The 24,790-nt window shown below is 57.4% G+C and carries 28 protein-coding genes and 1 tRNA gene; all 29 read left to right on the top strand.

Annotation, left to right across the window (positions count from 1 at the left end; genetic code table 11):
* Positions 1–79: 79 nt before the first annotated feature.
* The 29 genes from ACQZ6J_RS26070 (at position 80) to ACQZ6J_RS25930 (ending at position 24,782) form a co-directional block, all read left to right on the top strand.
* The gene (locus ACQZ6J_RS26070) at positions 80–2,449 is read left to right on the top strand and encodes a DUF3987 domain-containing protein (protein WP_449086260.1); all 2,370 of its coding nucleotides are present in this window, start codon (positions 80–82) and stop codon (positions 2,447–2,449) included.
* A 253-nt stretch (positions 2,450–2,702) separates the two neighbouring features.
* A complete protein-coding gene (locus ACQZ6J_RS26065) occupies positions 2,703–2,963 on the top strand; it encodes a hypothetical protein (protein WP_449086259.1) in 261 nt (86 codons plus the stop codon).
* Between the two features lie 409 nt (positions 2,964–3,372).
* Complete coding sequence (locus ACQZ6J_RS26060) at positions 3,373–4,344, top strand: hypothetical protein (protein WP_449086258.1); 972 nt, start codon at positions 3,373–3,375, stop codon at positions 4,342–4,344.
* Between the two features lie 373 nt (positions 4,345–4,717).
* A tRNA-Met gene (locus ACQZ6J_RS26055) sits at positions 4,718–4,794 on the top strand.
* 19 nt (positions 4,795–4,813) lie between these two features.
* Positions 4,814–5,485 carry a hypothetical protein gene (locus ACQZ6J_RS26050; protein ID WP_449086257.1) on the top strand — a complete coding sequence of 224 codons (672 nt, stop codon included), beginning with the start codon at positions 4,814–4,816 and terminating at the stop codon, positions 5,483–5,485.
* Positions 5,486–5,680: 195 nt separating this feature from the next.
* Complete coding sequence (locus ACQZ6J_RS26045) at positions 5,681–6,304, top strand: hypothetical protein (protein WP_449086256.1); 624 nt, start codon at positions 5,681–5,683, stop codon at positions 6,302–6,304.
* 16 nt (positions 6,305–6,320) lie between these two features.
* Complete coding sequence (locus tag ACQZ6J_RS26040; RefSeq protein ID WP_449086255.1) at positions 6,321–8,081, top strand: phage terminase large subunit family protein; 1,761 nt, start codon at positions 6,321–6,323, stop codon at positions 8,079–8,081.
* 8 nt (positions 8,082–8,089) lie between these two features.
* Positions 8,090–8,290 carry a phage head-tail joining protein gene (locus ACQZ6J_RS26035; RefSeq protein WP_449086254.1) on the top strand — a complete coding sequence of 67 codons (201 nt, stop codon included), beginning with the start codon at positions 8,090–8,092 and terminating at the stop codon, positions 8,288–8,290.
* Between the two features lie 11 nt (positions 8,291–8,301).
* Positions 8,302–9,834: a phage portal protein gene (locus ACQZ6J_RS26030; RefSeq protein WP_449086253.1), complete on the top strand. Its 1,533-nt coding sequence runs from the start codon at positions 8,302–8,304 to the stop codon at positions 9,832–9,834.
* Positions 9,831–11,024, top strand: a complete 1,194-nt coding sequence (locus tag ACQZ6J_RS26025) for a head maturation protease, ClpP-related (protein WP_449086252.1) — start codon at positions 9,831–9,833, stop codon at positions 11,022–11,024. Before ACQZ6J_RS26030 ends, ACQZ6J_RS26025 begins: the two co-directional genes overlap by 4 nt.
* A gap of 12 nt (positions 11,025–11,036) precedes the next feature.
* The gene (locus ACQZ6J_RS26020) at positions 11,037–11,408 is read left to right on the top strand and encodes a head decoration protein (RefSeq protein WP_449086251.1); all 372 of its coding nucleotides are present in this window, start codon (positions 11,037–11,039) and stop codon (positions 11,406–11,408) included.
* A 16-nt stretch (positions 11,409–11,424) separates the two neighbouring features.
* Positions 11,425–12,444 (top strand): major capsid protein, encoded by a 1,020-nt coding sequence (locus ACQZ6J_RS26015; protein ID WP_449086250.1) that lies wholly within the window; start codon positions 11,425–11,427, stop codon positions 12,442–12,444.
* 14 nt (positions 12,445–12,458) lie between these two features.
* Entirely contained in the window at positions 12,459–12,779 is a 321-nt protein-coding gene (locus tag ACQZ6J_RS26010; protein ID WP_449086249.1) for a head-tail joining protein, read from the top strand.
* Positions 12,776–13,333 carry a hypothetical protein gene (locus tag ACQZ6J_RS26005; RefSeq protein WP_449086248.1) on the top strand — a complete coding sequence of 186 codons (558 nt, stop codon included), beginning with the start codon at positions 12,776–12,778 and terminating at the stop codon, positions 13,331–13,333. Before ACQZ6J_RS26010 ends, ACQZ6J_RS26005 begins: the two co-directional genes overlap by 4 nt.
* Positions 13,334–13,351: 18 nt before the next feature.
* Positions 13,352–13,552: a hypothetical protein gene (locus tag ACQZ6J_RS26000; protein ID WP_449086247.1), complete on the top strand. Its 201-nt coding sequence runs from the start codon at positions 13,352–13,354 to the stop codon at positions 13,550–13,552.
* Positions 13,552–15,057, top strand: a complete 1,506-nt coding sequence (locus ACQZ6J_RS25995; RefSeq protein WP_449086246.1) for a phage tail sheath C-terminal domain-containing protein — start codon at positions 13,552–13,554, stop codon at positions 15,055–15,057. Before ACQZ6J_RS26000 ends, ACQZ6J_RS25995 begins: the two co-directional genes overlap by 1 nt.
* A gap of 12 nt (positions 15,058–15,069) precedes the next feature.
* The gene (locus tag ACQZ6J_RS25990; protein ID WP_449086245.1) at positions 15,070–15,432 is read left to right on the top strand and encodes a phage tail tube protein; all 363 of its coding nucleotides are present in this window, start codon (positions 15,070–15,072) and stop codon (positions 15,430–15,432) included.
* Positions 15,433–15,435: 3 nt separating this feature from the next.
* Complete coding sequence (locus ACQZ6J_RS25985; protein WP_449086244.1) at positions 15,436–15,735, top strand: phage tail assembly protein; 300 nt, start codon at positions 15,436–15,438, stop codon at positions 15,733–15,735.
* Between the two features lie 17 nt (positions 15,736–15,752).
* Positions 15,753–15,878 carry a hypothetical protein gene (locus ACQZ6J_RS25980; RefSeq protein WP_280949840.1) on the top strand — a complete coding sequence of 42 codons (126 nt, stop codon included), beginning with the start codon at positions 15,753–15,755 and terminating at the stop codon, positions 15,876–15,878.
* Positions 15,871–17,919: a phage tail tip lysozyme gene (locus ACQZ6J_RS25975; RefSeq protein ID WP_449086243.1), complete on the top strand. Its 2,049-nt coding sequence runs from the start codon at positions 15,871–15,873 to the stop codon at positions 17,917–17,919. Before ACQZ6J_RS25980 ends, ACQZ6J_RS25975 begins: the two co-directional genes overlap by 8 nt.
* A gap of 23 nt (positions 17,920–17,942) precedes the next feature.
* The gene (locus tag ACQZ6J_RS25970; RefSeq protein ID WP_449086242.1) at positions 17,943–18,422 is read left to right on the top strand and encodes a DNA circularization N-terminal domain-containing protein; all 480 of its coding nucleotides are present in this window, start codon (positions 17,943–17,945) and stop codon (positions 18,420–18,422) included.
* A complete protein-coding gene (locus tag ACQZ6J_RS25965) occupies positions 18,419–19,087 on the top strand; it encodes a hypothetical protein (RefSeq protein ID WP_449086241.1) in 669 nt (222 codons plus the stop codon). Before ACQZ6J_RS25970 ends, ACQZ6J_RS25965 begins: the two co-directional genes overlap by 4 nt.
* 6 nt (positions 19,088–19,093) lie before the next feature.
* The gene (locus tag ACQZ6J_RS25960) at positions 19,094–20,242 is read left to right on the top strand and encodes a phage baseplate assembly protein (RefSeq protein ID WP_449086240.1); all 1,149 of its coding nucleotides are present in this window, start codon (positions 19,094–19,096) and stop codon (positions 20,240–20,242) included.
* Positions 20,243–20,261: 19 nt separating this feature from the next.
* Positions 20,262–20,756 (top strand): phage baseplate assembly protein domain-containing protein, encoded by a 495-nt coding sequence (locus tag ACQZ6J_RS25955; protein WP_449086239.1) that lies wholly within the window; start codon positions 20,262–20,264, stop codon positions 20,754–20,756.
* Positions 20,753–21,244, top strand: a complete 492-nt coding sequence (locus tag ACQZ6J_RS25950) for a phage GP46 family protein (protein ID WP_449086238.1) — start codon at positions 20,753–20,755, stop codon at positions 21,242–21,244. The genes ACQZ6J_RS25955 and ACQZ6J_RS25950 overlap by 4 nt, the downstream gene beginning before the upstream one ends.
* Entirely contained in the window at positions 21,241–22,326 is a 1,086-nt protein-coding gene (locus tag ACQZ6J_RS25945; protein WP_449086237.1) for a baseplate J/gp47 family protein, read from the top strand. The genes ACQZ6J_RS25950 and ACQZ6J_RS25945 overlap by 4 nt, the downstream gene beginning before the upstream one ends.
* Positions 22,319–23,068, top strand: a complete 750-nt coding sequence (locus ACQZ6J_RS25940) for a YmfQ family protein (RefSeq protein WP_449086236.1) — start codon at positions 22,319–22,321, stop codon at positions 23,066–23,068. The genes ACQZ6J_RS25945 and ACQZ6J_RS25940 overlap by 8 nt, the downstream gene beginning before the upstream one ends.
* 67 nt (positions 23,069–23,135) lie before the next feature.
* Positions 23,136–24,233 (top strand): glycine-rich domain-containing protein, encoded by a 1,098-nt coding sequence (locus ACQZ6J_RS25935; RefSeq protein ID WP_449086235.1) that lies wholly within the window; start codon positions 23,136–23,138, stop codon positions 24,231–24,233.
* 9 nt (positions 24,234–24,242) lie between these two features.
* Entirely contained in the window at positions 24,243–24,782 is a 540-nt protein-coding gene (locus tag ACQZ6J_RS25930; protein ID WP_449086234.1) for a DUF4376 domain-containing protein, read from the top strand.
* Positions 24,783–24,790: the final 8 nt, after the last annotated feature.

The raw sequence follows: 24,790 nt of genomic DNA, 5'->3' as shown, positions 1-24,790 counted from the left end.
ACGGCAACGTTCGATCCGCTCCTAGCGGAACGCATTACCATCTTGGCATCCACTACTTACGATGAGGCAACTACCGCCCATGGCTCCGATTCCCAAGCTTAAAGCGGTCGCCGCCGCCGCCACATTTGACGAAGTCGCAATCCGCCAGCACGTTGAAATGCTGCATGGCCTTGCAATTGGTATCGACGGCCTTCTCGTCACATCCACCTATTTCGCCAATCCTATCGGAGACGGCGATGTGCCAGGCACTGTAACGCATCATGTTGTCGGTGATGTTGACGGCATGGTCGACGCAATCATGGCACACGCGTCCACTCCGCATGCGAACGTGTTCTCCGGTTTGCAGGTAATGCGGAAGGGTCTCGCGCGCGGGTCGCGTGGAAAAGAAGCTGATATCGTCGCGCTACTCGGTCTCGTGGTCGACCTCGACGCAGATACCGGCAAGACCGGGGAAATGCCAGTTGAACCGAACGTCGTCCTGGAGACGTCGCCGGGCAATTATCAGCCGTTTCTTCTTTTCGATAAGGCGGTTGTCCCAACAGACGGGAAGCCCTTGGCCGCGGCCCTGAAGCGTGCGACCGGCAGCGATCACGGCACCGCGGACATCGCCCATGTCTGGCGCATTCCCGGCACGCTAAACTGGCCAAATCGAAAAAAGCTGGAGCGCGGTCGCTCGCCAGATCCCGTCGCCGTCACCGTCGACATGGCTTGGGATGGCAGTTTGACGTGCGTTGACGAGCTGCGCACGGCACTTGGTTTGTGGATGAACGCGCCGGCCGATCACTCTACGGTGACTATTGGCGAAATCCCATCTGTCGACGGACTTTCTATCTCCGCCGCGGCCTCGGAGATGCTTGCGGCCAATGACGTTGGTGACAGATCCGCCTGGGCGTCCAAGGTTGTCGAGCAGCTCGCCTTTGACGGCCTGACTGCCGAGCAGGCTTGCGCCGTGTTTCTTTCGGCCACCGGGGATTGGTTCGAGCGATATTCGTCGAAGGACGCAAATGCCGATTTCGCTAGAATGTGGGCGAAGTTTGGATTGCCTCACATCAAGGCTCGCGCCGCCGGTGCAGAGATCGCTGCGGCACTTGTGGCAAGGAACACAGCAAAGCGCGCCCCGGCCGCGGCGAACGACAATAAGCAGACGCCTTCCAGCACCTCCAGGCTCATGCCAACTCCTCCCGCGATGCATCCAGATCCGTTCGCGCCGGCCTCCGCGGGCGGCCTCCTAGCTGAAATCTCGACGTGGATCACGTCGACGGCAATTATTCCGGTGCCGGAACTCTCGCTGACTTCCGCTCTCGCGCTTATCGGTGGGATGTTCGGCGATAAGGCTCTTGGGCCAACACGGAGCGGCCTCAACCTGTTTCTCACCACCGTAATGGGCGTGGCAAGCGGAAAGGGCCATGCGCCAAAGTCGATCGTCGCGCTGGCCGCCGGTGCAGGGAAACCGGGGGCCGTGACGAACGGCGATCCCACATCCTACGCCGCCATCGAGCGTATGCTGCGCAAAAACAAGTCGACCGTAGTCGTGATGGACGAATTTGGCGTGACGTTGCAGGACATCAACGCGAAGCGCACCAATGCTGCTTCTGCGTCAATCCGGAAATTTCTACTCGCCATTTACGATCAGGCGGACAGCGTGTTCCATGGGCGTCAGTATGCGTCGGATGAGACGAAGAAAGATGACAGCCCGATTGATGGCCCGGCATTGACTGTGCTGGGCATGACCACGCCGGCAACCCTTTACGCGGGTCTATCCGACGCCTCCTTGAATGACGGTTTTCTCAGCCGCTTCATCTTCATTGAAGGGCAGGGGCCGGCACAGATCAAGCCGCCGTCGCTCAATCGGAAGGCGGTGATGCCACCGGGCTTAGTGGCATCGCTGAAGCAGGCGCAGACTGATTTTCCAGCCCCGAAGGGCTTCGGAGCCAAGAAGCTGATGATCCCCTTCGAAGGTGGCGAGGATGGTGTCGCATACCGGCTCTGGACGGAAGTCTTTCTTTGGCAGCACGACCCGGCTTGGAGTGAGCGGGAGCACCACATCAACGGTCGCGCGGCTGAGAACGTTGTCCGGCTCGCATCCATTCGGGCCGTAAGCCGCGATCCCAGAAACCCTTTAGTCACGGAGGACGACGTCGCATGGGGGTGGGCAATCGTCTATCGCTCGATCCAGATCGTGACCGAGGGTGTCGAGCGCCATATGTCTGGATCTGCCGTCGAGGCCCTCAGGAAAGCTGTGATCCGAGCTCTCGAAGCCGCGCCGGGCAATACCCTGGCATGGAGCCACATCCTGCAGCGCGAAGGGGTGAGCGCTCATGAAGGCGACGAGGTGTCGAAGGCGCTGCAGTGGCTCATCGATACTGGTAAAGTCGAGAGCCTGAAGCCGCAACCGAAGCCAGGCGCGCGCGGGTCATTCAAACTTGTGGCAGGTTCACAAGTTGGCTAACAACTTGTGGGGACGACCCCCTAGAACTTGTGAAACTTTTGGCCGGTTGGAACGCCGTCAAAAGTTAAGGCATCAGAAAAATATCAATATAAACAATAATATAAGAGATAAAAATCTCTTCTTTTTTCTTACTTGTGAACTTGTGACGACGACTTCTCACCCCCGTTTTTAGGGTGGTTTCCTGTCTGTCCTAGAGAGCTTGCAAAAGTTCACAAGTTCCCAAGTTCGCTACGTATCCAACCAGGAGGACCACATGACGTACCTTAAACCAGTCTATCACCCGGAACTACAGTGCTCAGTTCTCGGCATAAGCTACGACTTCACGACAAGGCAGGGCATTCTCAATATGGCTGAAACCAATGCCTGCGATATGCCAGGCTGCATAGCCTTCTTTCAAAGGATAGATCCCAAGGTGCAGGCCATACGGACAATTGCCGGTGATGTCGATGACACAAGCTATCGGCTCGTCGGCAAGGAATGGCAAGCAAGTCTCGCGCCGCGGAAGGAGGTTTGAATGATTCGATCACGACTCGAAAACATCGGGGGCCCGTTTCCCGGCATCGGCGCGGCGCCAGGGATGAACCACGATTTCGTTTTGAAGAACGGCCGAGCGGCATTCGAAAAGCTCAATGACGCCGCGGCACGACGACCGACGATGACGGATTTCGGATCACTCGTGCCTGCAAATGACAACGAGCTAAACAAGAAAGGGGCGCCGCTTGAATCGCACAACAGCTAACCATCGCGCTGCCGTTGCGCCAAGGGTAGCCACCGCCTCGGCAAACGATCGCGAAATAATCGAACTCGCGGGCGGGGCGTCAAAACAACGACATCGAGATTTGTCCGAGCTCTCTGCTCTTCTCGCGATGAGGGGCAGGCCGATCGGGGTAGCGGAGGAGTCGGAGCTGGCGGAGATACCGGCCATGTCGACGAACTGGCGCGTTCTTCCCGCGGCCGACAACGCGAAATCAGATGATGGCTTTGGTACCGAACGGACCGTCGAGATTGTTCCGTCACTGGAAAAGATGACGGCAGCATCAGCGCAAGTGCAAATGACGTACCGAGCCGAGCCGATGATGCTGCGGGGCGGGAGGTTAGAGCACAAGCGGGCGAGCCGCGAGGTCCATGGTATATCTCTGGGAGGTGATGTTGAATACGGAGAGTACATCGACGATAATGGAAATCCCCACAAGGTCGTGACCCGCATGGGAGGACTACACTTCAGCGACGGCTCCCAATATGAGCGAGGATATAAGCTTGTAATGGGGAAGGTAGTCCCGGCAAAAATTCGAATGCCCATCGGGGCGATACTTCATACGCGTGAAAAATCCGCGCGGGATAAGGGAGCGGCGCCCGATCCTGCGGAAATCTCTGCGTCTAATGCCTATTTTTCCGCTGAGAAAACAGATGAACGACCGGCAGGTTTGTTTCAGGCCAAATTATCTGGCCCAGTCACAAAGAAGCCGCGAAAGGAGCGAACCGGGCCGCGGACCAAGACAGAAGCTAGGCAATGGTTAGCCGATGCTATTGCGAACACTGCCGTGTTGCCGCCTGTGAAGAAGTACCCCGATGGCTTCCCTTCCGGTCCTAAGAGTTTGGCGCAACTGTTTCCAGGGCTTGTCAAAATTGCCACCGGTGACACTGGGTCTCAGGGCTGGGAAGAAACCGCGTCGAAGGTTACCGAGCGCTTGATTTGGCACCAAACGTTGGCCAAGATGCAAGGCGATCATGTCGAGATCCTCACGCGTGCCGTCAGTGCAAAGAACCTCGCCGAACTCGGTATAGCTCGCGGATATCACGGAAAATATGCAATCGAAGCCGGTCGCAGGCTGCTCATCGCTGCCAACGATAACTTTCTCCAGGCTAGAGAATTGGCGAAGTCGGCAAAAAAATAACGATGGAGCCTGACTTTTTGGGCGCCTGGTACCCCTTTAGAAATGAAGGGGTACAAATCCCGCCGCTCCGTCATGCTGCAGTTGGGTGCAGCCTCTGAACGTGGGCGTAACTATTGAAACGACCCCCCACAGATAACGGCAATTGTGCGGCTTCGTTGGTGGCCCTATCGCATTGCCTGGCGCTGCCTCCTCCAGCGACGGGCGATCGTGCGGCGAGTTGAGCAACGGGCGTTGTAACCCGACGCTCCTCGCCGCTTTTGCTTTCATGTGTTACCGGGTGCAAACCGGGCGAACGGGTTGATCGCCGTTTAGCGTGTGGCGTTCCCTTGCCGGCACCAGCTGCGGCTTGGTGCTTCGGGCCCACACTTCGTTTTGCGGGATAGAGCAGCACGGTAGCTCGCTTGGCTCATAACCAAGAGGTCGCTGGTTCAAATCCAGCTCCCGCAACCAATTTCTACTGGGTATATCGATGGCGGCTCTGGTCAGCTTTGACACATCTGCCTTCGAAAAGGCCGCGAAGCGTCTCGAAGCATCGCCAAAACAGATGGCCTTTGCGATCAGCAAAACCCTGAATGAAGCCGCGCACGAAACGCGTCGCACGCTCATTGCCCAGACATGGCCGCAGCATATGACGCAGCGAAATAAGGGCTTCATTGCCTTCGCCCTCGGCGTCGAGAACTCTAGCCGCTCAAATCTCACAGTCAAAATCACCGACGCTCGCGCCAAAGGACGAGGCAACCTCAAGCTTCATGCTGATGGTGGCGTGAAGCGCACCGAGCATCATCGCGTTGCTGTCCCGGTTGCAGGTCAGCGCTTGGGCGCGACGGGCATTGCCAAATCACAACGTCCTGCTGCGCTTGCTGGCGCATTCGAGCGCAATGGTGCGATCTTCAAGCCATATGGCAAGAAGTACCCGATCTACGTCTACAAGCGTGGAAAAATGAAAGGCAAGGTCAGTAAGGCCGGCGGATCATGGGGCGGAGCAGGGCGAGGCATCAAGCGCATGTTCGTTCTCAAGCCAAGCGTTGCGATCAAGCCCGACGTGCCATTCAGACACGACTTCCGTGTGAGCATGGAAGCTCAGATGCGGCGGCTTGGGACATCGGTGATGTCCAACACGATGAAGGTTGCCATGCGTTAGGCGCATAGGTAAAAGCCATCCTGCAATGCAATAAGTGCATGTCTCATATCATCACCTATGCATAAAAAATCAGAAGGTACTTAGATTTCAATGGCTTCTCGCTGATCGCGCCACCGCGTTGTTTCTCTAGGTGCAGCATTTTTATTGGAGGGGGGCCATCATACTCGGCTTTCCTCGCGTCGGAAGGTTGAGCCGATGGCGACCATTGCAGAAGTTGCAGAGCACATCGACGTGAATACGCGCACTGCGGCGGATCTGGTGGCGCGCGGCATCATCACAAAATCTTCGCGCGGCTCTTACGATCTCGACATCGTGCGCCTGGAATACATCCGCCATATCCGCGAGGTGGCGGCCGGCCGCGAAGCTGCCCAAGCGGTCCCGCCCGGCAAGATTGATGGTGAACAGGAGCGTGCGCGCAAGGACAAGGAAGCCGCCGACAGGCTTGAGCTTCAGAATGCCGTTACGCGTGGCGAGCTAGCGCCACTCTCAGAAATGGTTTCGGCTGTCACATCGGCATTCGCTCGCGTCAGGGCAAAGATCCTGACCATTCCATCGAAGGTCGCGCCACTGATTGTGGGGGAGACGTCAACGGTCGTTGTTCGCGACGTGGTGAAGAATGAAATCCACAACGCCCTTGAAGAGCTCGCGGGAACTCGACTCCGAGACTGGACATTTAGCCCACCAGTCGATTCAGACGAGCTGCTGGAAGGCGCTGACGCCGCCGCCGGATCTGACCATAAGCGAGTGGGCCGACAAGGAAAGACGCCTAAGTCCGGAAGCGTCGGCCGAACCAGGAAGGTGGCTAACAGCTCGAGCTGAATACCAGCGCGGTATCATGGATGCCATGGCTGATCCGGCGGTGACGAAGGTCGTCATCTCCAAGGGCAGTCAGGTCGGCTACACCGAGATCCTGAACAACACCATCGGCTACTATATCGATCAGGATCCGTCCACGGTCCTGATCATGCAGCCGACACTTGAGATGGCGCAGGCCTGGTCGAAGGACCGTCTTGCACCCATGGTCCGCGACACCCCGGCGTTGACTGCCAAGGTGTCTGACAGCAAGGCGCGCGACAGCGGCAACACGATGTTGCACAAGTCGTTCCCGGGCGGCCAGGTTACGATCGTTGGTGCCAATTCACCCGCCAGCCTTGCATCGAGACCAATTCGCATTGTACTAGCCGACGAAGTTGACCGTTACCCGGTCTCAGCCGGAGACGAAGGCGACCCGTTGAAGTTGGCGCAGAAGCGCCAATTGACATTTTGGAACCGCAAGACGCTTGTCGGTTCAACCCCCACAATCAAGGGGGGAAGCGTTATTGATCGCGAGTTTCAGAACAGCGATCAGCGACGGTATTTCGTTCCGTGCCCAGAGTGTGGCGTGGGGCAATACCTCAAGTGGTCACAGGTACACTGGAACTCACATGAGGGGCACAAGCCAGAAACCGCGCATTACGTCTGCGAGGACTGCGGCTCTCTTTGGAATGACGCACAGCGCTGGGCCGCAATCCGACAGGGTGAGTGGCGCGCGACTGCGGAGTTCAAAGGAACGGCCGGCTTTCATATTCCGGGCCTCCTGTCACCGTGGGTGCGGCTGGAAGAGATCGTCACGGAATTCCTTGAAGCCAAGAATCATCCGGAGCTTCTGAAGGTCTGGACGAATACGGTTCTTGGCGAGACGTGGGAGGAGCGCGGTGAAACTGTTTCGCCGGGTCCGCTGCTTTCGCGCATTGAGACTTACGAGCGTGATTCCCTTCCGGATGACGTACGTGTCGTCACAGCCGGCGTTGACGTTCAGGGCGATCGCCTTGAAGTACAGGTCATTGGCTGGGGCGCCGGGGAAGAGGCGTGGGTTGCCGACTATGTCGTGCTGCATGGAGATCCATCGCAGCAAGATACGTGGCAGCGCCTGGACGAATATCTGCTGACATCGCTGACCACGGACGCCGGCCGCTCGCTCCGCATACATTCCGTTGCGATCGATACGGGCGGCCATCATGCCGCAATGGTTCTTGCCTTCTGCAAGAGCCGAAGAGGGCGACGTGTTTGGCCGATCAAGGGTGCACCTGGTGCCAAACCGGTTTGGCCGATCCGCGCATCCAAGACCAAAACTAACGAGAATCTGTTTATCGTTGGGGTGGATACCGCCAAGGATGCGATCTACGGCCGGTTGCGCATTGCAGCGCCAGCGCCTGGCTACATCCATTTTCCTCAGGATGAAGCAGTTGATGCAGATTATTTCTTCCAGCTGACCGTCGAGCAGGCCGTCACACGCTATCGTGATGGACGGCCGTATCGAGTGTGGGTTTGCGGTGATGGAAAGCGCAATGAGGCGCTGGACACATTCGTCTACGCCTTTGCTGCCCTGAAGTCTTTGCGCACGCGGCTCGACGTCGTGCGGCGTCCCAAGGCCGAGCAGCCGCCGGCGGAGGAGACACATGAACCAGCGAACGACAATGTTGCCGCACCGGTTCCGGCTCCTCCAGCAACACCGCCGCCACCTCCGCGTCCGGCACCAGCTGCCCCGCCGCCTGTAGCGCAAACGCCGCGGAGACGCGGCCCGGTTCGGCGCATCAGCCGATCGAGCTATCTCTAGGATTTTCGATGTCCACATACACACAAGCCCAATACACGGCGCTTTGCGCTGCGATTGCGGCTGGCGCGACGAGCGTCAGCTACCAGGGCAAATCGGTACAGTATCGAGATCTCCAACAGATGCTTGAACTCAAGGCGCTGATGGAGGCCGACCTGAACGGCACAAAACTCAAGCGCCAATTCCGTCCAGTTACATGCAAGCGACTTTGAGGAGTAGATCGTTGGGATTTTCTCTTCTGAAGTCGTTTGGCCTTGGCCGAAAGACAAAATCGGCCAAGGCATACTACACCGGCATGGGTTTCGAAGGCGCGCAGATGCGCCGACGACTGTCGACTTGGCAGCCGACCCGCGCCAGCATGACGCAACTCGTGTCCGCAGACGGAGAGCAATTGCGGGCACGTTCCCGCGACCTATTGCGGAACAATCCATATGTGGCGTCGGCCGCGGAATCCTTTGTTGCCAATCTAGTGGGGGCCGGCATCAAGCCGTCGCCATTGCTGAACGACGCAGGGATGAAGGACGGACTGCAGATCCTTTGGCGTGAATGGACCGACCAGGCGGATTTTACTGGACAAACTGATTTCTATGGCTTGCAGGCCCTAGTTGCACGAGCGCTGTTCGAAGCTGGCGAGTGCTTTATCCGCTTTCGATCCGGCAGCAACAATACGCCGGGCGTGCCGCTGCAGTTGCAGCTGCTTGAAAGCGAAATGCTGGCCTACAACAAGAACCATATGGCCGATGACGGAAACGCCATCATCAACGGCATAGAGATCGATCATAACGACCGCCGCGTCGCCTACTGGTTCTATTCTGTCTATCCGGGCGATCCATACTATCGCGTTCATCCCCTGACCTACGTCAGGGTTCCGGCCGACGAGGTCTTGCATATTTACCGCCCGTTGCGGCCGGGACAGATGCGGGGTGTTCCGTGGATCACGCCATCGATCGTCAAGCTTTTCCTCGTCGACCAATATGATGACGCGGAGTTGGAGCGCAAAAAGCTCGCCGCGATGTACGCTGGGTTTGTGACGAGTGCCGCGCCAGACGCGATGTTCGATGAGGACGAGGACATCGCCACGAACGGGGAAAATGGACCGTTCCCGGTGTTGGAGCCTGGAACTATTCAGAGCCTGCTGCCGGGCGAGGACATCAAGTTCAGCGAACCTGCAGAAGCCGGGAACTCGTATGAGCCATTCCAGTATCGAAACCTGCTGGCTGCCTCTTCGGGTATGGGTGTGCCGTACATGTCGGCGACGGGTGATAATGCCAAGGCTAACTATTCCTCATCGCGTCAGTCTCTAGTCGAGTTCCGTAACAGGCTAGCGCAGCTTCAACATAGTTGCATGGTCTTCCAGATGTGCCGCCCGGTTTGGGCGCGCTGGCTTACGGACGCCGTCATCAGTGGCGAAACCGATATTCCTGACTTTCTGCAAAATCGTCGCAAGTACCTCAAGGTCAAGTGGATCCCGCCGCGCTTTGATTGGATCGACCCGCTGAAGGATGGACAGGCTGAAAAGCTGCTCGTCGACAACGGTTTCAAGTCTCGCAGCGACGTCATCGAGGAGCTCGGGTTCGATCCTGAGGAAACTGATCGCCGCATTGCAGCCGATCAGGGCCGCGTTCGCGATCTCGGCATATTGCTGACCGATAGCCCGCTTGGACAGTCCCTGTCCAAGACGCCGCCGGCAGACGACAGCGATCCCGACGAAGCGGAATCTCACGAAAAAGAACTGGAAGGACAGGCGACCAGATGACGCGAAACAAGAAGGTGATGGCTCTGGGGCCATCACCGGCCGAAATCTGCCTGTTCAGTGGTATCGGCGCCGATGAGACCGGTGAAGGCATTACGGCTCAATGGTTTGACGCCGAATTCAAAGCCCTTGGGAGCCCGGACGAAGTAATTGTCAGGATCAATTCGCCTGGCGGCGATGTGTTCACCGCCGAAGCAATTTTCACGATCCTGTCGATGTCCCCGGCGCAGATCACGGCCCGCATCGAGGGGCTGGCGGCAAGCGCCGCTACCCTGATTGCGATGGCCGCCGATCGCGTTGAGATTGCCAGCAATGGTTTCATGTTGATCCATGAACCATATAGCGGCGGCGCCGGCGGGACTGCGGATGAACTCAGGATTGCGTCAGAAGACCTGCAAAGGCTGACTGATCGCTACGTTGAGGCATACGCAAAGAAAACCGGGCAATCGCAAGAAGACGTTCTCGCTCTGATGAAAGAGAACCGCCTTCTGAGTGCTCAGGAAGCCGTTGAGTTCGGCCTGTGCGACGAGGTCATCGACCCATCGCAAGCGTCGATCAACCTCAAACTCATTCCACAACATTTACGCGCGGCAGTTGAGTCTGCCATGCATAAAGGAATTGCTATGGCTGTAACGCCAAAAATGAACAAGACCGAAGCGGCTCTTGCCGCTCTGTCGGCGAAGCTGGACTCGTTGGCTGCCATTCTCGCAAAGGCCGAGGATGACGGCTATGCCGAAGACGGAGACGAGAACGATGACAAGCCGTCCGACGCCAAGAGGGCTCGCAAGGCCCGTAAGGCCCGCGCCGACGACGATAACGATCTCAGCGCGGACGATGACGACGACCTGAAGGCCGATTCCGATGAGGATGACGACATGAAGGCCGACGCAGATGATGACAGCGACAAGGAAGATGCCGACGAGCCAACCGCTCGAAAGGCGCGCGCGTCGGCCAAAGGCCTGACCTACGCACGCCGGGTTGCTGACCTATGCGCGCTCGCTGGCCGCGATGACTTGACGGCTGGTTTCCTCACCAAGGCCGTGTCGCTGGCAGATGTGCGCCGTCGCCTTCTCAATGCGCGCGCCGAAAACGAAGGCCGCACCAGCAACGCCCGCGGCGCGGCCGTTCGAACCAAGGCCGAAGACGCCGCCAAGGGCTGGGATGCGGCCGTCGCAAAGCTGTCGAAGCGCTAAGGAATTTCATACATGACCACTTTTCATCAGCAGCCATGGAGCCTTGAGTTCCTGGTTACCGAAGCGCCCGGCTACATCTCGCGCGACGTTATCACAATCGCCTCAGGCGCCGGCGTCATTCAGCCTGGCACAGTCGTTGGCAAAGTCACGGCGACCGGAAAATACGTGATTTCCGTTCCGGCGGCCACGGACGGATCCCAGACGGCAGCCGCAATCACCGGCTATCGCGTCGATGCGACGAGCGCTGATCATCCCGTGACGGCTTTCACTCGCACTTGTGAAGTGAATGGCAAGCAACTCACACGCGACGCATCGATCGACACTCCGACAGAGATCGCGGCCCAGAACGCCCAGCTGGCGGCGCTCGGTATTTCCGTCCGCTAAAGGAATATTTTACCTAATGGCAAGCATGGACATTTTTAACAGCGATGCGTTTAGCACCGTATCGCTGACCACTGCGCTTGAGAAAATCCCTTACAAGCCGCAGTTCCTGAACGAGCTCAATATTTTCGAGCCAGTTCCGACCAACACCCGAAGCATCGCCATCGAAAAGCGAGACGGCTTCATGCAGTTGATCCCGACGTCGCAGATCGGCGCCGCGCCAACGCAGCTTCAGGATGACAAGCGCGATATCCGCAATTTCAGTACAAGACGTTGGGCCAAGGCTTTCACGCTCTATGCAGAGCAGCTGAGTGGTATTCGCCAGTTCGGCACCGAAACCGAGTTGATGCAGGTTCAGGCTGAGGCAGCACGCCGCCTGTCGCGTCTCAAGGACGACTTCGACCTGACCGCAGAGTTCGCGCGCCTTGGTGCCCTACAGGGCAAGTGGCTGGATTCGGATGGCAGCGTTCTCATCGACTGGTTCGCCGAGTGGGGTATCTCCCCGAATACGCCAGTAGCGTTCGAGTTCTCCGACGAGACAATCAACGTGAACGATCTCACCAAGAAGATCGCGCGCGGCATGGCCCGAGCCTCCAAGGGCGGCTTCACCAGCAGCACGACCGTTCATGCGCTCGTTGGTGATGCGTTCTTTGACGCCCTCGTGAAGCATCCGTCCGTCGAGCTGACATATAAGAACTGGCAGGCAGCCGAAGGCTTGCGCGCCACGCAGGCGACCGTGTTTGATGCCTTCTACTTCGGTGGCATCTACTTCCACAACTATCGAGGCACCGACGATAAGTCGACCGTGGCTATTGGCGACAACGCCGCAGTCTTCTTCCCTGTCGGCGTCCGCGACCTGTTCCAGGTTGCCTACGGACCGGCCGAATTTGATCCATGGATCAACACTTTTGGCCAGGAGCAGTACGCTCTGACCATCCCCGATCGTGACCGAAACGCTTGGACGAAGTTCGAGATCTATAGCTATCCGCTGTACATCTGCACGCGTCCGGAAGTCCTCTATACCGGCACCGCCAGCTAAGCAGCCAAACCGCCATGGATTTTGACAACCTGGTTTTGTCGCCGTGCATGGCGGCTTTCGGCGTGACTGTTATGGTCACGCCTCTCAAGTCCCAGCCGAGCGCGCCGCCGTATACGGCAACCGGCATTTACGATCGCGCCGTTGCAACCGTGATGCTGGCTGACGGCTCGGAAATGGCCTCCACAAATGTCACGCTCGGCGTTCGGCTTAGCGACTTCACGGTTGCACCCCGCGAGGGCGACAAAGTCACGCTGAACGGCAAGTCCTACAAGGTGGATGCATCTTTTCCGGATGGACAAGGCGGCGCTGAGTTGAAGCTGAAAGAGATTCGATGACCAGCCACACAACGGCCATCAGAGAGGCGATCTATAATCGCCTCTCGAATCTTCCAGGCTATGCGACGATCCGTAAGCAGGGAACGCCGACGTTGGCAGTGGATGACCTTCCAGCGCTATCAATCTTCATCGCGGACGAGCGCCTAGATCCCGATGGTGACGCCAATGCGGGACCTCCAAAATTCGGCGTTACGGCTACAATCATCGTGGCGGTATCGCGTGGCTTTGATGATCCATCCGTTACGGACGGTGTCATAGACAGCGACATCGACGCTATCGAGAGCACGCTGCTCACAGATCCAACGTTTGTTGGTTTTGCTGCCGATCAGAGCGCCCGCTTCGAGTCCATTAATGGCATCCGCCGACGCCGAATATTCGAGAAGGAAGGCGAGTCCTACTTCCTTGAGCTGCAGTTGGAATTCCAGTTCTTCTACCGCTGGATCTACAACCCCGTCATCAACGACAATTTCACGACACTGAGCGTCACGGCAAAGCCGAACAATGACGATGCGGCAGACACGTTCAACAGGACGTGGGCTCTTCCAGCGTCCTAACGAAAAGATCACCACCACATGAGCAAAACGGTTTTTGTCGTTCCCGCGAACGCGGGCGCGAAGCTGAGCCATCCCGTCTCCGGCAGCCTTCCAGATGGTGGCGCTGACTGGCTCGCAGATCAATTCACGTTCCGCCTGATTAGGGATGGAGCCATCGCCAAAAGCGATCAGGCACCGGCCAAGGCGTCGAGCACCAGCGCGAAAACGGATAATTCTTGATGTCTGTTTCTTTCAATTCCTTTCCGTCGACGTGGAATGTGCCGCTATTTTATGCGGAAGTCGATTCCTCACAGGCTGGCACAGGTAGCACCACCAGTCATCCAGCCATTTTTATCGGTCAGAAACTTGCTAGCGGTATCGCAGATTCGAACAAGGTATATGCCATTGGTTCGGTTGCCGTCGCAAAGAAGTATTTCGGCGAAGGCTCCATGCTGGAACGCATGGTCTACCGCCTGTTCAAGGTATATCCCGCGGCTCTGCTTTATTGCATGGCGGTGGACGATCCTACGGGTGGCGTAGCGGCAACCCAGACCACGACCGTTTCTGGTACGGCGACCGAATCGGGCATTATCTCGCTCTACGTCGCTGGTCAGCTAGTCAGCGTCGGTGTCAAGAGCGGCGACACCGCACCCACAGTTGCCAGTGCCATTGCGGCGGCAGTCAACGGCTTGAGTACGCTTCCGTCCACAGCTGTGGCTGCTGCTGCCGTGGTGACGTATACTTGCCGATGGAAGGGCGCGACCGGGAACGACATCGTCATCACCGACACCTATCTTGGCTCGAATGGCGGCCAGTCGCTTCCCGCCGGCATCAAGCTGGTGCACGCTGCGGCGGTTAATGGCGCGGGTGTTCCGACATTCGATGATGCTATCGTCGCGCTTGGCGAAACCCAGTACGATTTCGTCGGCTTGCCATACACAGATACCGGTACCCTAGCTCTTTTCGACACCGAATATGGCTTCGGCGATACCGGTCGCTGGGGCTGGATGCGAGAACTGTATGGTGCGGTTTGGAGCGCCCGACGCGATACCTACAGCAATCTTATGGCTTGGGGTCCGACAGGTAATTCTGCGGTTGAAACGGTGCTTGCCGTTGAGCCGTCGTCGCCGTCGCCCGTATGGGACTGGACCGCGGCCTACGCATCTGCAGCTATCAAGGGCTTGACCAACGATCCGGCTCGACCGCTTCAGACGCTAGAAATGACTGGTATTCTGCCGGCTCCCTCTGAAGATCGTTTCACCATCGCGCAGATGAACAATCTGGTTTCGGTAGGCATCGCCATTCAGAAGGTAAATTCGAACGGTTATCCCGCGATCATGCGGGAGGCGATGCGGTATCAGACGAACAGCTATGGACAGGACGACAACGCATATGCGCTGGCTACAACCCTCTACACCTTGGCTGAAGTCTTCCGCCGACTGAAGAATGCTATCACGAGCAAGTATCCGCGCCACAAGCTTGCGAATGATGGTACGGTTTTCGCGTCTGGACAGGCCATCATTACGCCGAAGGTCATCAAGGCCGAGCTCGTCTCGGAATATTCCGATATGGAATATGACGGTCTGGTCGAAAATCTGGACGCGTTTGCCTCCAACCTTGTTGTTGAACGCAACAGCGCCAACCCCGATCGTGTCGACGTCCTTTATCCGCCCGATATCATCAACGGACTGCGCATCTTTGCCGTCCTCGCGCAGTTCAGGCTGCAGTATTCCAGCGCTTCCTAAAGGATAACAAAAATGGGACTTAGAGCCGCAGGCACGGCATACGTCAAAGTCGACGGCCGTCAATATCCGCTGCGCGGAAATCTGGTAATTATGCCGTCCTCGGTTACGAGGACGGGTATCGCCGGCCAGGATTATGTGCACGGTTATTCTGAAATGCCGGTCGTGCCTTACATTGAAGGCGATTTCACGCTGACCGACGACTGGAAAATCGCCGACGTCAAGGGGATCACCGGCGCGACCGTGACGGCTGAAATCGCCAACGGACACACCTATACGCTGAAAAACGCATGGCAGGCCGGCGATCTTCCGATGGAAACCGCCGATGGTAAGGTGAAGATTCGCTTCGAAGGCGTTTCCTGCACGGAAGGGACCTAAGAGATGTCAGGCTGGAAAGACGGAAAGTTCATCTACCCGTTCGATTATGAAATCGAGGCGCATGGTGAGAAGGTGAAGGAGCTAGTGCTCCGTGAACCGACCGGCGCCGACGTCATTGCCGTTGGCAACCCGGTTCAGTTCGACCCTATCAGCGACCCGCCGCGTGTTCTGATCGATGATGCGCGAATGGCGGCCATGATCAGTCGTCTTTCCAGCGTGCCACCGTCGAGCGTTGCCAAGCTTAAACCGAAGGACCTGATTAGTCTCGGGTGGCATCTAACGGGTTTTTTCATGCCGGTGTAGCCGACGATGCCGTCAACATGGCCATCGATCTGGCGATGACATTCCACGTCAACCCTTTCGATTTTTTGGCTCGCCCACACCATGAGTTGGCGGAACTGCACAGCTACACCTTAAAATACCTGGAAAGGACCCGCGATGACTGAGGCTTTGGTACTTCCAGCAACGGTCGTCGACGGCTTCACCAAGCCGCTAAAAAATCTTGTGAGCCGCCTGAAGGACGTAAAAGTCACAGACGGCATGAAGCAAGTCGGCAAGCAGATGGAAAGCCTCCGAAAGGAGGCTGAGGGCGTCGGCAAGGCCGTCACAAACGGATTCGGTGGCCTGACAACTGGTCTCGGTCTCGGCGCCCTAGGTGCCGGGGCATTCACCGCCGCTGGCGCATTGACGGCTGTCGGAACGGCGGTTCGATCGTTTGCCGACAATGCCGTGCGCATGAGAAAGTTTTCGCATGAGACCGGCATTGCTGTCACTACCTTGCAAAAGATGCAGCAGGTATCGGACGGTCTTGCGATTGATCCCGATTCCATAGCTTCTGGCCTTTCTTTTGCGGCCCGCAATGCCGACGCCATGCGACTGCGGCAGGGAAGTTACGGAGCCATAGCCGGCCTTCGTGGGGGGCGAGGCATAGCTGAGGATCTGGCCAACACTAAGTCAAACGACGAGGTTGTTCAGAAGGAACTCAACTACCTTGCCATGCAAAAGAATGCGCAATCGCGGCGCACCCTGTCGGAACTATTTTTTGGTACGGGGGATTTTGCGGAGTTCGGGGCTAATGGCAAGGCCTCGCTCGATAGGCGCATGGCCGCCGCTGGCAAAAATACCTATGTGCCTTCGGAAGAGGACACCAAGAAGGCGGAGGCTTTTCAGGATGCGATTTCGCATCTGAGCGCGACATTTGAGAATCTGAAAAACTCAGTCGGCGGCGAGCTTGCGCCACAAATTATCGCTGCTGCAGATGCCTTCAAAGATTTCGCTGACGCGCATGTCGGAGACGTCAAGGAGTTTTTCCATGATGTCGGAGACGCCATAAACAAGGTCGACTGGGCTGGAACCACCAAGAATTTTCAGGATCTTTTCACCGACATCAAGAATATCGTTGATTGGGCAAGTGGATTGCAAAATCCGTTTGGAAGTCTTGGTGAATCAAGCGGCGGAATCGTAAAGGGCAGCCCCGCGGATAAACTGCTCCAATGGTGGAGGTCTGGATCTGGATCTACTCAGTCCGGTTCTGATCAGGATGTCCCATTTTGGGCGCCATTACCGAGCGCAAAGAAGTCCAGTTTCAGCAGCTCTGACTCTGCCGCAACAGCGCGTCCAATCGCATATCACCCAGGCATGCAGGCGGCTTTCGCCGGCGCATCAACTGCGCGCGACAGCGCTGCGGTTGCGATCCTTGCCAAGGGTGTCGAGCTAGGCATGATTGCTTTCACTCAAAGCTACCTTGGCGGTGGAGCTGCGGGCGGTATGGGCGGTGGCGACGGCTTCCAGACGGTATCGTATGGCGGTGGACGTGCAACATTCGGCGGTGGTGGAACTGGCGGCAGCTTCGATATCGGCAGGGCTGGTACGGCTCCCATACCCACTGGCAGCAAAGCACAGCGCGCGAAGGGCATTGTCGACAGCCTCATGGCGGCCGGCATGTCTCGCGAAAATGCCATCACCTGGGCTGCTGCGACCATGGGAGCCGAATCCGGCTACGGCCATGACCAGCGCGGCGATTATGTGAACGGTAGGGCGACCGCCTTCGGATCTGCGCAATGGCACATGCCTCGTGTGAGGGATATCCTTAAGGGCACCGGTATCGACGTGCGAAGCGCCAGCATGGATGACCAGACGAAGGCCATGATCTGGGAAATGAAGAAAACGGGCATCTGGAATAGGGCGGTGAAGGCTGGAAGCGCCCAAGAAGTCCTTCGCTTGGCTATCAAGGAATACGAACGTCCTTTGGATCAAGGGCCGCGCCAGTTCAACAACCGCGCCGCAATCGCAAATGCGCTTCGAAAGTCTCTCGCAAAAGAGGCAGCGAACGCAGGCCTCGGTGGCGCAGCTGCTGCAGTTAAGCCCCCAACCGGCAAGGTGGATATTCACGTCCACAGCAAGGATCACCCCGTCACCGTAAAGCAGAGCGATAGCGAGCTATTCCAAGGTCTCAAGATCGATCGCGGCAAGTCCGTGTCGCTGTAAACGCTGCCATCTAAGGAAAAAAGATGTCATCTCCGCTCTGGAGGCAGTTGCTGCTTCCGGCGTCGTTCCGCGGCGCTCCGTTCCATGTGGATGGAGGATCAAAGGCCGGCGGCCGGCGTGCCGTAACACACGAATATCCCAAGCGCGACGATCCATATACCGAAGACATGGGACGTCGCGCCCGCAAGTTTTCGATTTCGGCCTACGTTATTGGTGATGACTACACCATATACCGCGAGCTACTGATTGCCGCCCTTGATACTGAGGGCGGCGGCACGCTGATCCATCCCACTATGGGCATCATGAATGTTGTCTGTGAGGGGTATAGCTGTTCAGAGCAACGCGAGGAGGGCGGCATGGCCCGCTTCGAAATCCTTCTGGTCGAGGCCGGAACCAGTCCATTCACGCCGGCAGCCGCAGATACACAATCCGCCACCTCGAGCGCGGCCGACAGCGCGGGTAGCGCTGCCGTAACTGCCGCAGACACTGCGATAATCGTTTGACCAGAGCTGAATTAAACGAAGCCGTGGCGATTGTGCAGAACACGGCAGACAACCTATCTGCACTGGCGCTGGGCACCACGGACGAAGGCGCGGCTCTCAATCGAGCATGTACTACGCTAAAGCAGGACGCGAAGTCCCTTCTGCAGTCCGCATCTATAGGCTCGACCGCTCTTGCCGCTTTCGCCGCCGCAACGGCAGCCAGCGTGACAGCAGATCAGTTTTACGCGATCAGGTTGACGATTTCGGCTCTGGTGCCGAGTTATGCCGCAGGAATCACAATGCGGCAGATGCTTCTCAGAATGTGCATTGCGGAGGAAAGTCGAGCAGTATCGAATGCCGTTCTGTCGAGTCGCAGCGAGGCGGAAGCTCTGCTTGCCCGTATGGTAGATGACCTGGTGGCGATTGAAGACTACGCCGCCGACCATCTTGAATCGGAAGCGTATCAAGCGTTCATCGCGCTCCATGGGGCCGTCGCTTACGACCTATCGCAGCGAGCCAGTCAGCTACCAAAGATGACGACCTACACATTCGGTAAACGCCGAACGGCCCTTACGTTGGCGAACGTACTCTATGGCGACGCAAGCCGGGCCAACGAGATCATCAATGAGAACGGCCCAGTTCACCCGGCTTTTATGCCGAATCGCATCAGAGCGCTCACGGAGTAATCCGTCTTGCCAAAAATTGAAGAGACGTGCGAGGTCACCATTAACGGGAAGGTTTTCCGTGATTGGGACTCGGTAGCGGCTACCGCCAGCATAAATCCATTCGTTCGTATGGTGACCCTCAGCGTCACGGAAAAAGCGGGTCTTAACGGCGCGGTGGGGCAGGCCCTGCAGATCAAGCCCGGCGATTCGGCAACGGTGAAGCTCGCCGGTCAGCTCTTTGCATCCGGACACATCCATGAGCGGCAGGCTGCTTATGATGCCAACAACCACTCCGTGCGGGTAACCTTCGCATCACAGGTTCTCCCAGCGGTCAAGCAATCCATCCCGCTGAAGGATGGCGAGTTCAAAAATTATAGCTTTCAGGCGATCGCCAATAAGGTGCTGTCTCCGATTGGTATTGCACTAAAGGCCATCAACCCGCCGACCGGATGGGACAAGCCGTTTAAATACGTGAATATTGAGCCGGGAGAGACGATTTTCGGGCTGCTGTCGCGGCTTTCGAAGTATCGCGGTATCTGGCTTCATGACGACAAGAACGGCAACGTGGTTGCACGCGGCAATGCTGAGAAAAAGCCAACCGCCGAATTCGTTGAGGGGCGCAACATCCTTTCTGCAAGCTGCCTTGCTCAAAATGCGCCAGATACCAGCGTCGAAGTCGTAAGTCAGCAGCGCGGAACCGACAACAGCACGCCGGCGCAGAACCGTGGCGCGTATTCAGGCAAGACCGACGCGAAGGGATCGAACTACAGCACCAGCAAACAGGTGCAGGCCGACATCCCAGCCGACGCTGACGATTTGAAGCAGGCGGCCGGACAATCCCAACTGCTGTCTCTGAGCCAGCAAGTTATTGTTCGCATCGTGTATCAGGGATGGCTCTTATCTTCTGGTAGTCTGCCGGAGGTTTCCGACCATGTGTCGATTGACTCGCCAATGCTGATGTTGCGCACATCCGATCTACAGATTGCTGAGGTTGCCTTCACCCAGGATCAATCCGGAACCCGCACGACGCTCATAGCTCAGAAGTGGGTCACATCTCCGGTTGATGTGCAAAGCACGCCGACAGAGCAGACAGACGCTCAGAAGGCCACGTCGACCAACATCACCCCAGGTAGCCCAACGGTGGACGGCCCCAAGGGGCAGGAAGTTATTTTCTAGCGCATCACGCGAGACCTTCATGACAATTGCACGTGGAAGCATAAAGTCCGTCACGGACGGCGGCAAGCTGCGAACACTAAATCTGATCGGCCTGCAGGACGAGAGCCTTTCCGACGTCGAACACTTTGAAAGCTATGGCCTTACCGCTGTTCCCGCTGCGAGTGGTAATGATGGCAGCGCGGAAGCGATTATCGGGTTCGTCGGCGGCAGTAGGTCGCACCCAGTCGTTATTGCCTTCGGCGACCGCCGGAGCCGCCCCAAGGGGCGCGCGGCCGGCGACGTGACGCTCTACCACTACAATGGCGCCGAAGTTCATCTCGCGGCCAGCGGCATAAATATCAATACCGCTGGAAATCCTCTCACCATAACTGCCGGCGGCGTCACCATGACGATTTCTCCGGCCGGAGTAGCGATCGAGGGCGGCACGGTTACGCATGACGGCAAGAATATTGGCGTGGATCACGTTCATACTGGCGTCACAGCTGGCGGCGACAACACGGGGGTGCCGGCTTGAGCAACATTCGCATTGCGCCAGGACAGGCGACAGAAGCCATCTACCTTGATTGGCTGACGACGGATCAAAACACCCTCGACAGTACCCATGACCTGATTTCGGCCGTGTTGATGGCAATCGGCACGGACAGACGAGCCAATCCAGATGATGAATTGCCGGTGGACGGCGATACCGATCTTCGCGGGTGGTGGGGCGACTCTGATGCTGAGGAGATCTGGGGAGGGTGGCAGGTCGGTAGCCGCCTTTGGCTTCTAAACCGCGCCAAGATTACCGACGAGAACTATAAATACGGCGCCACCGTCGCTCGCGCCAAGACATATCTTATCGAGTGCCTGCAGCCGTTCTTGGATCGAAAAATAGCAACAAAATTGGATGTGGATGTGCAGCGTTACGACGAAACGAGCATCGCCGCCTCGATTGTGCTGTACAGGGGAAACAAGTCCCTGATCTCTCTGCAATTCGAAGATTTATGGGATGACATATCTTGACCTGGTCAACACCCGATCTCGCGACGCTGCGCAAGCGCGGTCGCGACCAGATGATTTCCGCCACAAAGCTTGGTTCGATCATTCCGAACAGTCCGCTCAGGATCATGACGGACGGCAACAGCGCTATGGCGCATCTCACCCTGCAGTATCTGGATTGGTTATCCAAGCAACTGCTGCCCGACACAGCCGAAGACGAGTGGCTGGACCGTCACGCGGCAATCTGGCTGAAGGACGGCAGGAAGCAAGCATCATATGCCAGCGGCTCGGCCACCTTCACGGGGACTGCTGGAACGCTAATCAGGGCGGGAACAGAACTCAGCAACGGCGCAATCACATTCAAGACGCCGGCGGATATTACGCTCGGGCCCGGTGACACGACTGGCAACATTGTTGCGCAGACCGCCGGCGCCGCCGGCAATCTCGATGCCGGCACATCTCTTTCGATTACCACCGCTCTCACGGGTGTCGACGGCACGGCGATAGTCGTTTCTTTGACGGGTGGTGCGGATGCGGAGCGCGATAATGCGCTTAGAAACCGTGTGCTGGACCGAATCCAGAAACCGCCGCAAGGTGGCGACGCCGACGACTATGTGGCGTGGACTCTGGAGGTGCCGGGTGTCACCCGCGCATGGTGTTCGCCGCTTGAGATGGGTGACGGCACAGTGACGGTGCGATTCATGATGGACGATCTGCGCGCGTCGAATGGCGGCCTGCCCAATGATAGCGACATTGCGACTGTCAAAGCGCATCTGGACACTGTGAGGCCCGTTTCGACAAAGGATCTCTTCGTCCTTGCGCCGACGCTGTATCCTATCGCCTTCACCATCACGAACCTCATGGATGACAGCTCGTCGACGCGCGCAGCGATATCAAATGCTGTCGCTGCCATGCTGAATGATCGAGCCAAGCCAGCCTACTCGCTGAATGGCGTCGCGCAAGATGCGCAGACGATTTACGAGGCTTGGGTTTCTGACGCGATTCTTGATGCGTCTGGCGTTGAGAGTTTCACTCTGGCGATGGGCGATCAGGTGATGCCAGATAAGGGATCGATGGCGGTTCTCGGGACGATAACCTATGGCTAGCGGAACCGAAGCAGATATGCATGTCAGGCGCACCCAATCAGATTACCAGCAGGCAATGGCAGATAACCTGCCAACGGGTCCTGCTTGGCCGCGGGAGCCCGATGCGCTCCTTATGAAGGTGCTGAGCGGGCTCGCAAGCAGCTGGGCCCTTGTTGATGCTCGGGCGGCAGATCTTCTGGAGATCGAAAGCGATCCGCGCATCACGTCGGAAATGCTCGATTCGTGGGAGGCCGCATGGGGCCTTCCTGATCCATGCGTTGCGGAAGCGGTAACGATCGCTGACCGGCGTCTTGCGTTGGTCCAGAAGATGACCTCCGTGGGTGGTCAGTCGATTCCCTATTTCGAGGGTATTGCTCGCGATCTCGGGTACACCATAAACATTCAGGAACACGCGCCGTATATGGCCGGCGTCAGTGGTTGCGGCGATACGCGCACCGGTACGAACTCCAGCGATTATCGTTGGGAATTGGGTCCCGCCAGCATCCGCTTCCAGTGGACCGTCAACCTAACGACCAATCGCGAGACTTGGTTCAGGACCGGCTTGGGCGGTGGCGAGGTCGGCGTAGACCGTATGGTCACAATAGGCCTTGCAACCGATCTGGAATGCGTGCTTCGACGATGGCATCCAGCCCACACCGAGATTGCATTCAATTACTCAATCTTTAGTACGGTCGTCCTCATTGACAGCCAAGGCAATTTGCTGACCGATAGCGATGGCAACTACTTGACCGGCGCATTCTAGCCGTCTTCCCGCACCTTTCCTTCCAATCAAGGCTCCTTCGGGGCCTTTTTTATTGGGCATTTTTTCGATGAAGTACAATCAACCATACGATCAGGCGTCCAATACCGATGCGCCTTACGTCAACGGCAACCCGTCGTCTGGCGTCCAGGGGTCGATCATTCCAGCGGCTGCGGTCGAGTATCCCCAGCGGGAAATCGTCAACGTACTCACAAAGAACGGCCTGACGCCATCGAACGGTGACTTGACGCAGCTTGTCACCGCCATGCGTCTGCAGCGAGTCAACTATTTTGTAGCGGCTGGCAGCGCTAATGCGTTGTCGATCACGCTAGACCCCGTTCCGTCATCGTGGGTTGATCTCGTTGGTGCGCCGCTCTCAGTCTATATTTCCAATAGCAATACTGATGCGGTCACCCTGACAGCGACCGGTATCGGGGCATTGCCGATTACGCGAGTTGATGGCAGCGCGCTAAAGCCAAGAGATCTGGCGGCCGGGAGCGTCGCCAAGTTGGTCGTCGCGCCAGGATCGCTACAGCTCATAAATCCAGCGACAGCGCTGATAGTCGGTCCGACCCGCGTCTTAATACTGACATCGACAACAACGCTTACCGTCCAGCCGGGCGAGACCCGCGCCGAGGTTCAGGCTTGGGCTGGCGGCGGCGCCGGCGGTGGCGGGTCAGCAGTTGGATATGGCGGCGGTGGCGGCGGCGGCGAATATCGGCAAGGACTTTTCACTGGCCTAACGACAGGACAGACCATTGTAGCCACAGTGGGCGCCGGCGGCGTCGGTGGGGCAGGAGGGGGAGGCAATGGTGGGACTACATCCTTCGGCTCCTATCTCACCGCCAACGGTGGTCGCGGTGCTCCATACTCTGGCACTGGCGCGGGTGGTGCCGGCATCGGCGGGACGGGTGGATCAGGCGGTACGGGTATTCCTGGTATGGCCGGTGAAGGCATTTTCAATACAGGCAGTAACTCAGCCGCCATCATTGGTCTTGGCGGTGCATCTTGGGGGTGTGGCCACTCCCAGTTTGTCAACTTCATTTATGGAAGCAACGCCACTGGTTCAGCAGGAAACTTCCCTGGGCAGGGCGGAGGTGGTGCTTCTGGTGCTGGCCTAGCGGGTTCGGGTGCGGCCGGCATGATCATCGTCAAATTCTATCCCTGAGGTAAAACTATGAACTATGCATTTGTCGCCTCAGGCGTCGTTACCGAAATCATCACGCCCGTCGACGGCACCACTCTTGAAGAGCAGTTTCATCCTGATTTTCTGAAATCACTTGTCCAGTGCAACGACGGCGTCCAGCAGGGCTGGCTCTATTCCGATGGAGCTTTCACGGCGCCACCGGTCGCTGTCGTCAATAAAGCTGACCTAGTCGCGTATACGGCAGGGAAGCGCTTTCTTTTGGAAACTGGCGGATTTTCGTTCATGAGTCGCGATATTTCAACTGACCGCGACAGCCAGAGTAAAATTGGGAATGTCGCGCTTGCAGCCAATATCGTTGGGCCTTCATTTTCTACCAGCTTTAAATGCTCCGATGGATCGTTCTTTACATTGAACCAGGAAGATGCTCTGTCCATGGCTAAGGCTGTGATGAACTTTGTGAGCGGATGTTTTGATGCCGAATCCGCCATAGGGGCCGCTATATCGTCAGGGTCCATTACAACTTCTGCTGAGATCGATGCCGCGTCATGGCCAACAAACGTCGTTGGTTAGATTTCTCA

The sequence above is a fragment of the Rhizobium sp. A37_96 genome, assembly GCF_053521765.1.
Note: the sequence above shows the minus strand (reverse complement) of the source record. Positions and strands in the feature narration are given on the sequence as shown.

Excerpts from the sequence above, each read along its gene's own strand:
- ACQZ6J_RS26060 (WP_449086258.1), top strand. The coding sequence starts at position 3,373 with ATGTCGACGAACTGGCGCGTTCTTCCCGCGGCCGACAACGCGAAATCA.
- ACQZ6J_RS25935 (WP_449086235.1), top strand. The coding sequence starts at position 23,136 with ATGAAGTACAATCAACCATACGATCAGGCGTCCAATACCGATGCGCCT.
- ACQZ6J_RS25990 (WP_449086245.1), top strand. The coding sequence starts at position 15,070 with ATGGGACTTAGAGCCGCAGGCACGGCATACGTCAAAGTCGACGGCCGT.
- ACQZ6J_RS26050 (WP_449086257.1), top strand. The coding sequence starts at position 4,814 with ATGGCGGCTCTGGTCAGCTTTGACACATCTGCCTTCGAAAAGGCCGCG.
- ACQZ6J_RS26015 (WP_449086250.1), top strand. The coding sequence starts at position 11,425 with ATGGCAAGCATGGACATTTTTAACAGCGATGCGTTTAGCACCGTATCG.
- ACQZ6J_RS26040 (WP_449086255.1), top strand. The coding sequence starts at position 6,321 with ATGGATGCCATGGCTGATCCGGCGGTGACGAAGGTCGTCATCTCCAAG.
- ACQZ6J_RS25940 (WP_449086236.1), top strand. The coding sequence starts at position 22,319 with ATGGCTAGCGGAACCGAAGCAGATATGCATGTCAGGCGCACCCAATCA.
- ACQZ6J_RS25930 (WP_449086234.1), top strand. The coding sequence starts at position 24,243 with ATGAACTATGCATTTGTCGCCTCAGGCGTCGTTACCGAAATCATCACG.
- ACQZ6J_RS25970 (WP_449086242.1), top strand. The coding sequence starts at position 17,943 with ATGTCATCTCCGCTCTGGAGGCAGTTGCTGCTTCCGGCGTCGTTCCGC.
- ACQZ6J_RS26025 (WP_449086252.1), top strand. The coding sequence starts at position 9,831 with ATGACGCGAAACAAGAAGGTGATGGCTCTGGGGCCATCACCGGCCGAA.
- ACQZ6J_RS26005 (WP_449086248.1), top strand. The coding sequence starts at position 12,776 with ATGACCAGCCACACAACGGCCATCAGAGAGGCGATCTATAATCGCCTC.
- ACQZ6J_RS25980 (WP_280949840.1), top strand. The coding sequence starts at position 15,753 with ATGGCCATCGATCTGGCGATGACATTCCACGTCAACCCTTTCGATTTT.
- ACQZ6J_RS26070 (WP_449086260.1), top strand. The coding sequence starts at position 80 with ATGGCTCCGATTCCCAAGCTTAAAGCGGTCGCCGCCGCCGCCACATTT.
- ACQZ6J_RS25975 (WP_449086243.1), top strand. The coding sequence starts at position 15,871 with ATGACTGAGGCTTTGGTACTTCCAGCAACGGTCGTCGACGGCTTCACC.
- ACQZ6J_RS26020 (WP_449086251.1), top strand. The coding sequence starts at position 11,037 with ATGACCACTTTTCATCAGCAGCCATGGAGCCTTGAGTTCCTGGTTACC.
- ACQZ6J_RS26035 (WP_449086254.1), top strand. The coding sequence starts at position 8,090 with ATGTCCACATACACACAAGCCCAATACACGGCGCTTTGCGCTGCGATT.
- ACQZ6J_RS25995 (WP_449086246.1), top strand. The coding sequence starts at position 13,552 with ATGTCTGTTTCTTTCAATTCCTTTCCGTCGACGTGGAATGTGCCGCTA.
- ACQZ6J_RS26010 (WP_449086249.1), top strand. The coding sequence starts at position 12,459 with ATGGATTTTGACAACCTGGTTTTGTCGCCGTGCATGGCGGCTTTCGGC.
- ACQZ6J_RS26000 (WP_449086247.1), top strand. The coding sequence starts at position 13,352 with ATGAGCAAAACGGTTTTTGTCGTTCCCGCGAACGCGGGCGCGAAGCTG.
- ACQZ6J_RS25955 (WP_449086239.1), top strand. The coding sequence starts at position 20,262 with ATGACAATTGCACGTGGAAGCATAAAGTCCGTCACGGACGGCGGCAAG.
- ACQZ6J_RS26065 (WP_449086259.1), top strand. The coding sequence starts at position 2,703 with ATGACGTACCTTAAACCAGTCTATCACCCGGAACTACAGTGCTCAGTT.
- ACQZ6J_RS26045 (WP_449086256.1), top strand. The coding sequence starts at position 5,681 with ATGGCGACCATTGCAGAAGTTGCAGAGCACATCGACGTGAATACGCGC.
- ACQZ6J_RS25985 (WP_449086244.1), top strand. The coding sequence starts at position 15,436 with ATGTCAGGCTGGAAAGACGGAAAGTTCATCTACCCGTTCGATTATGAA.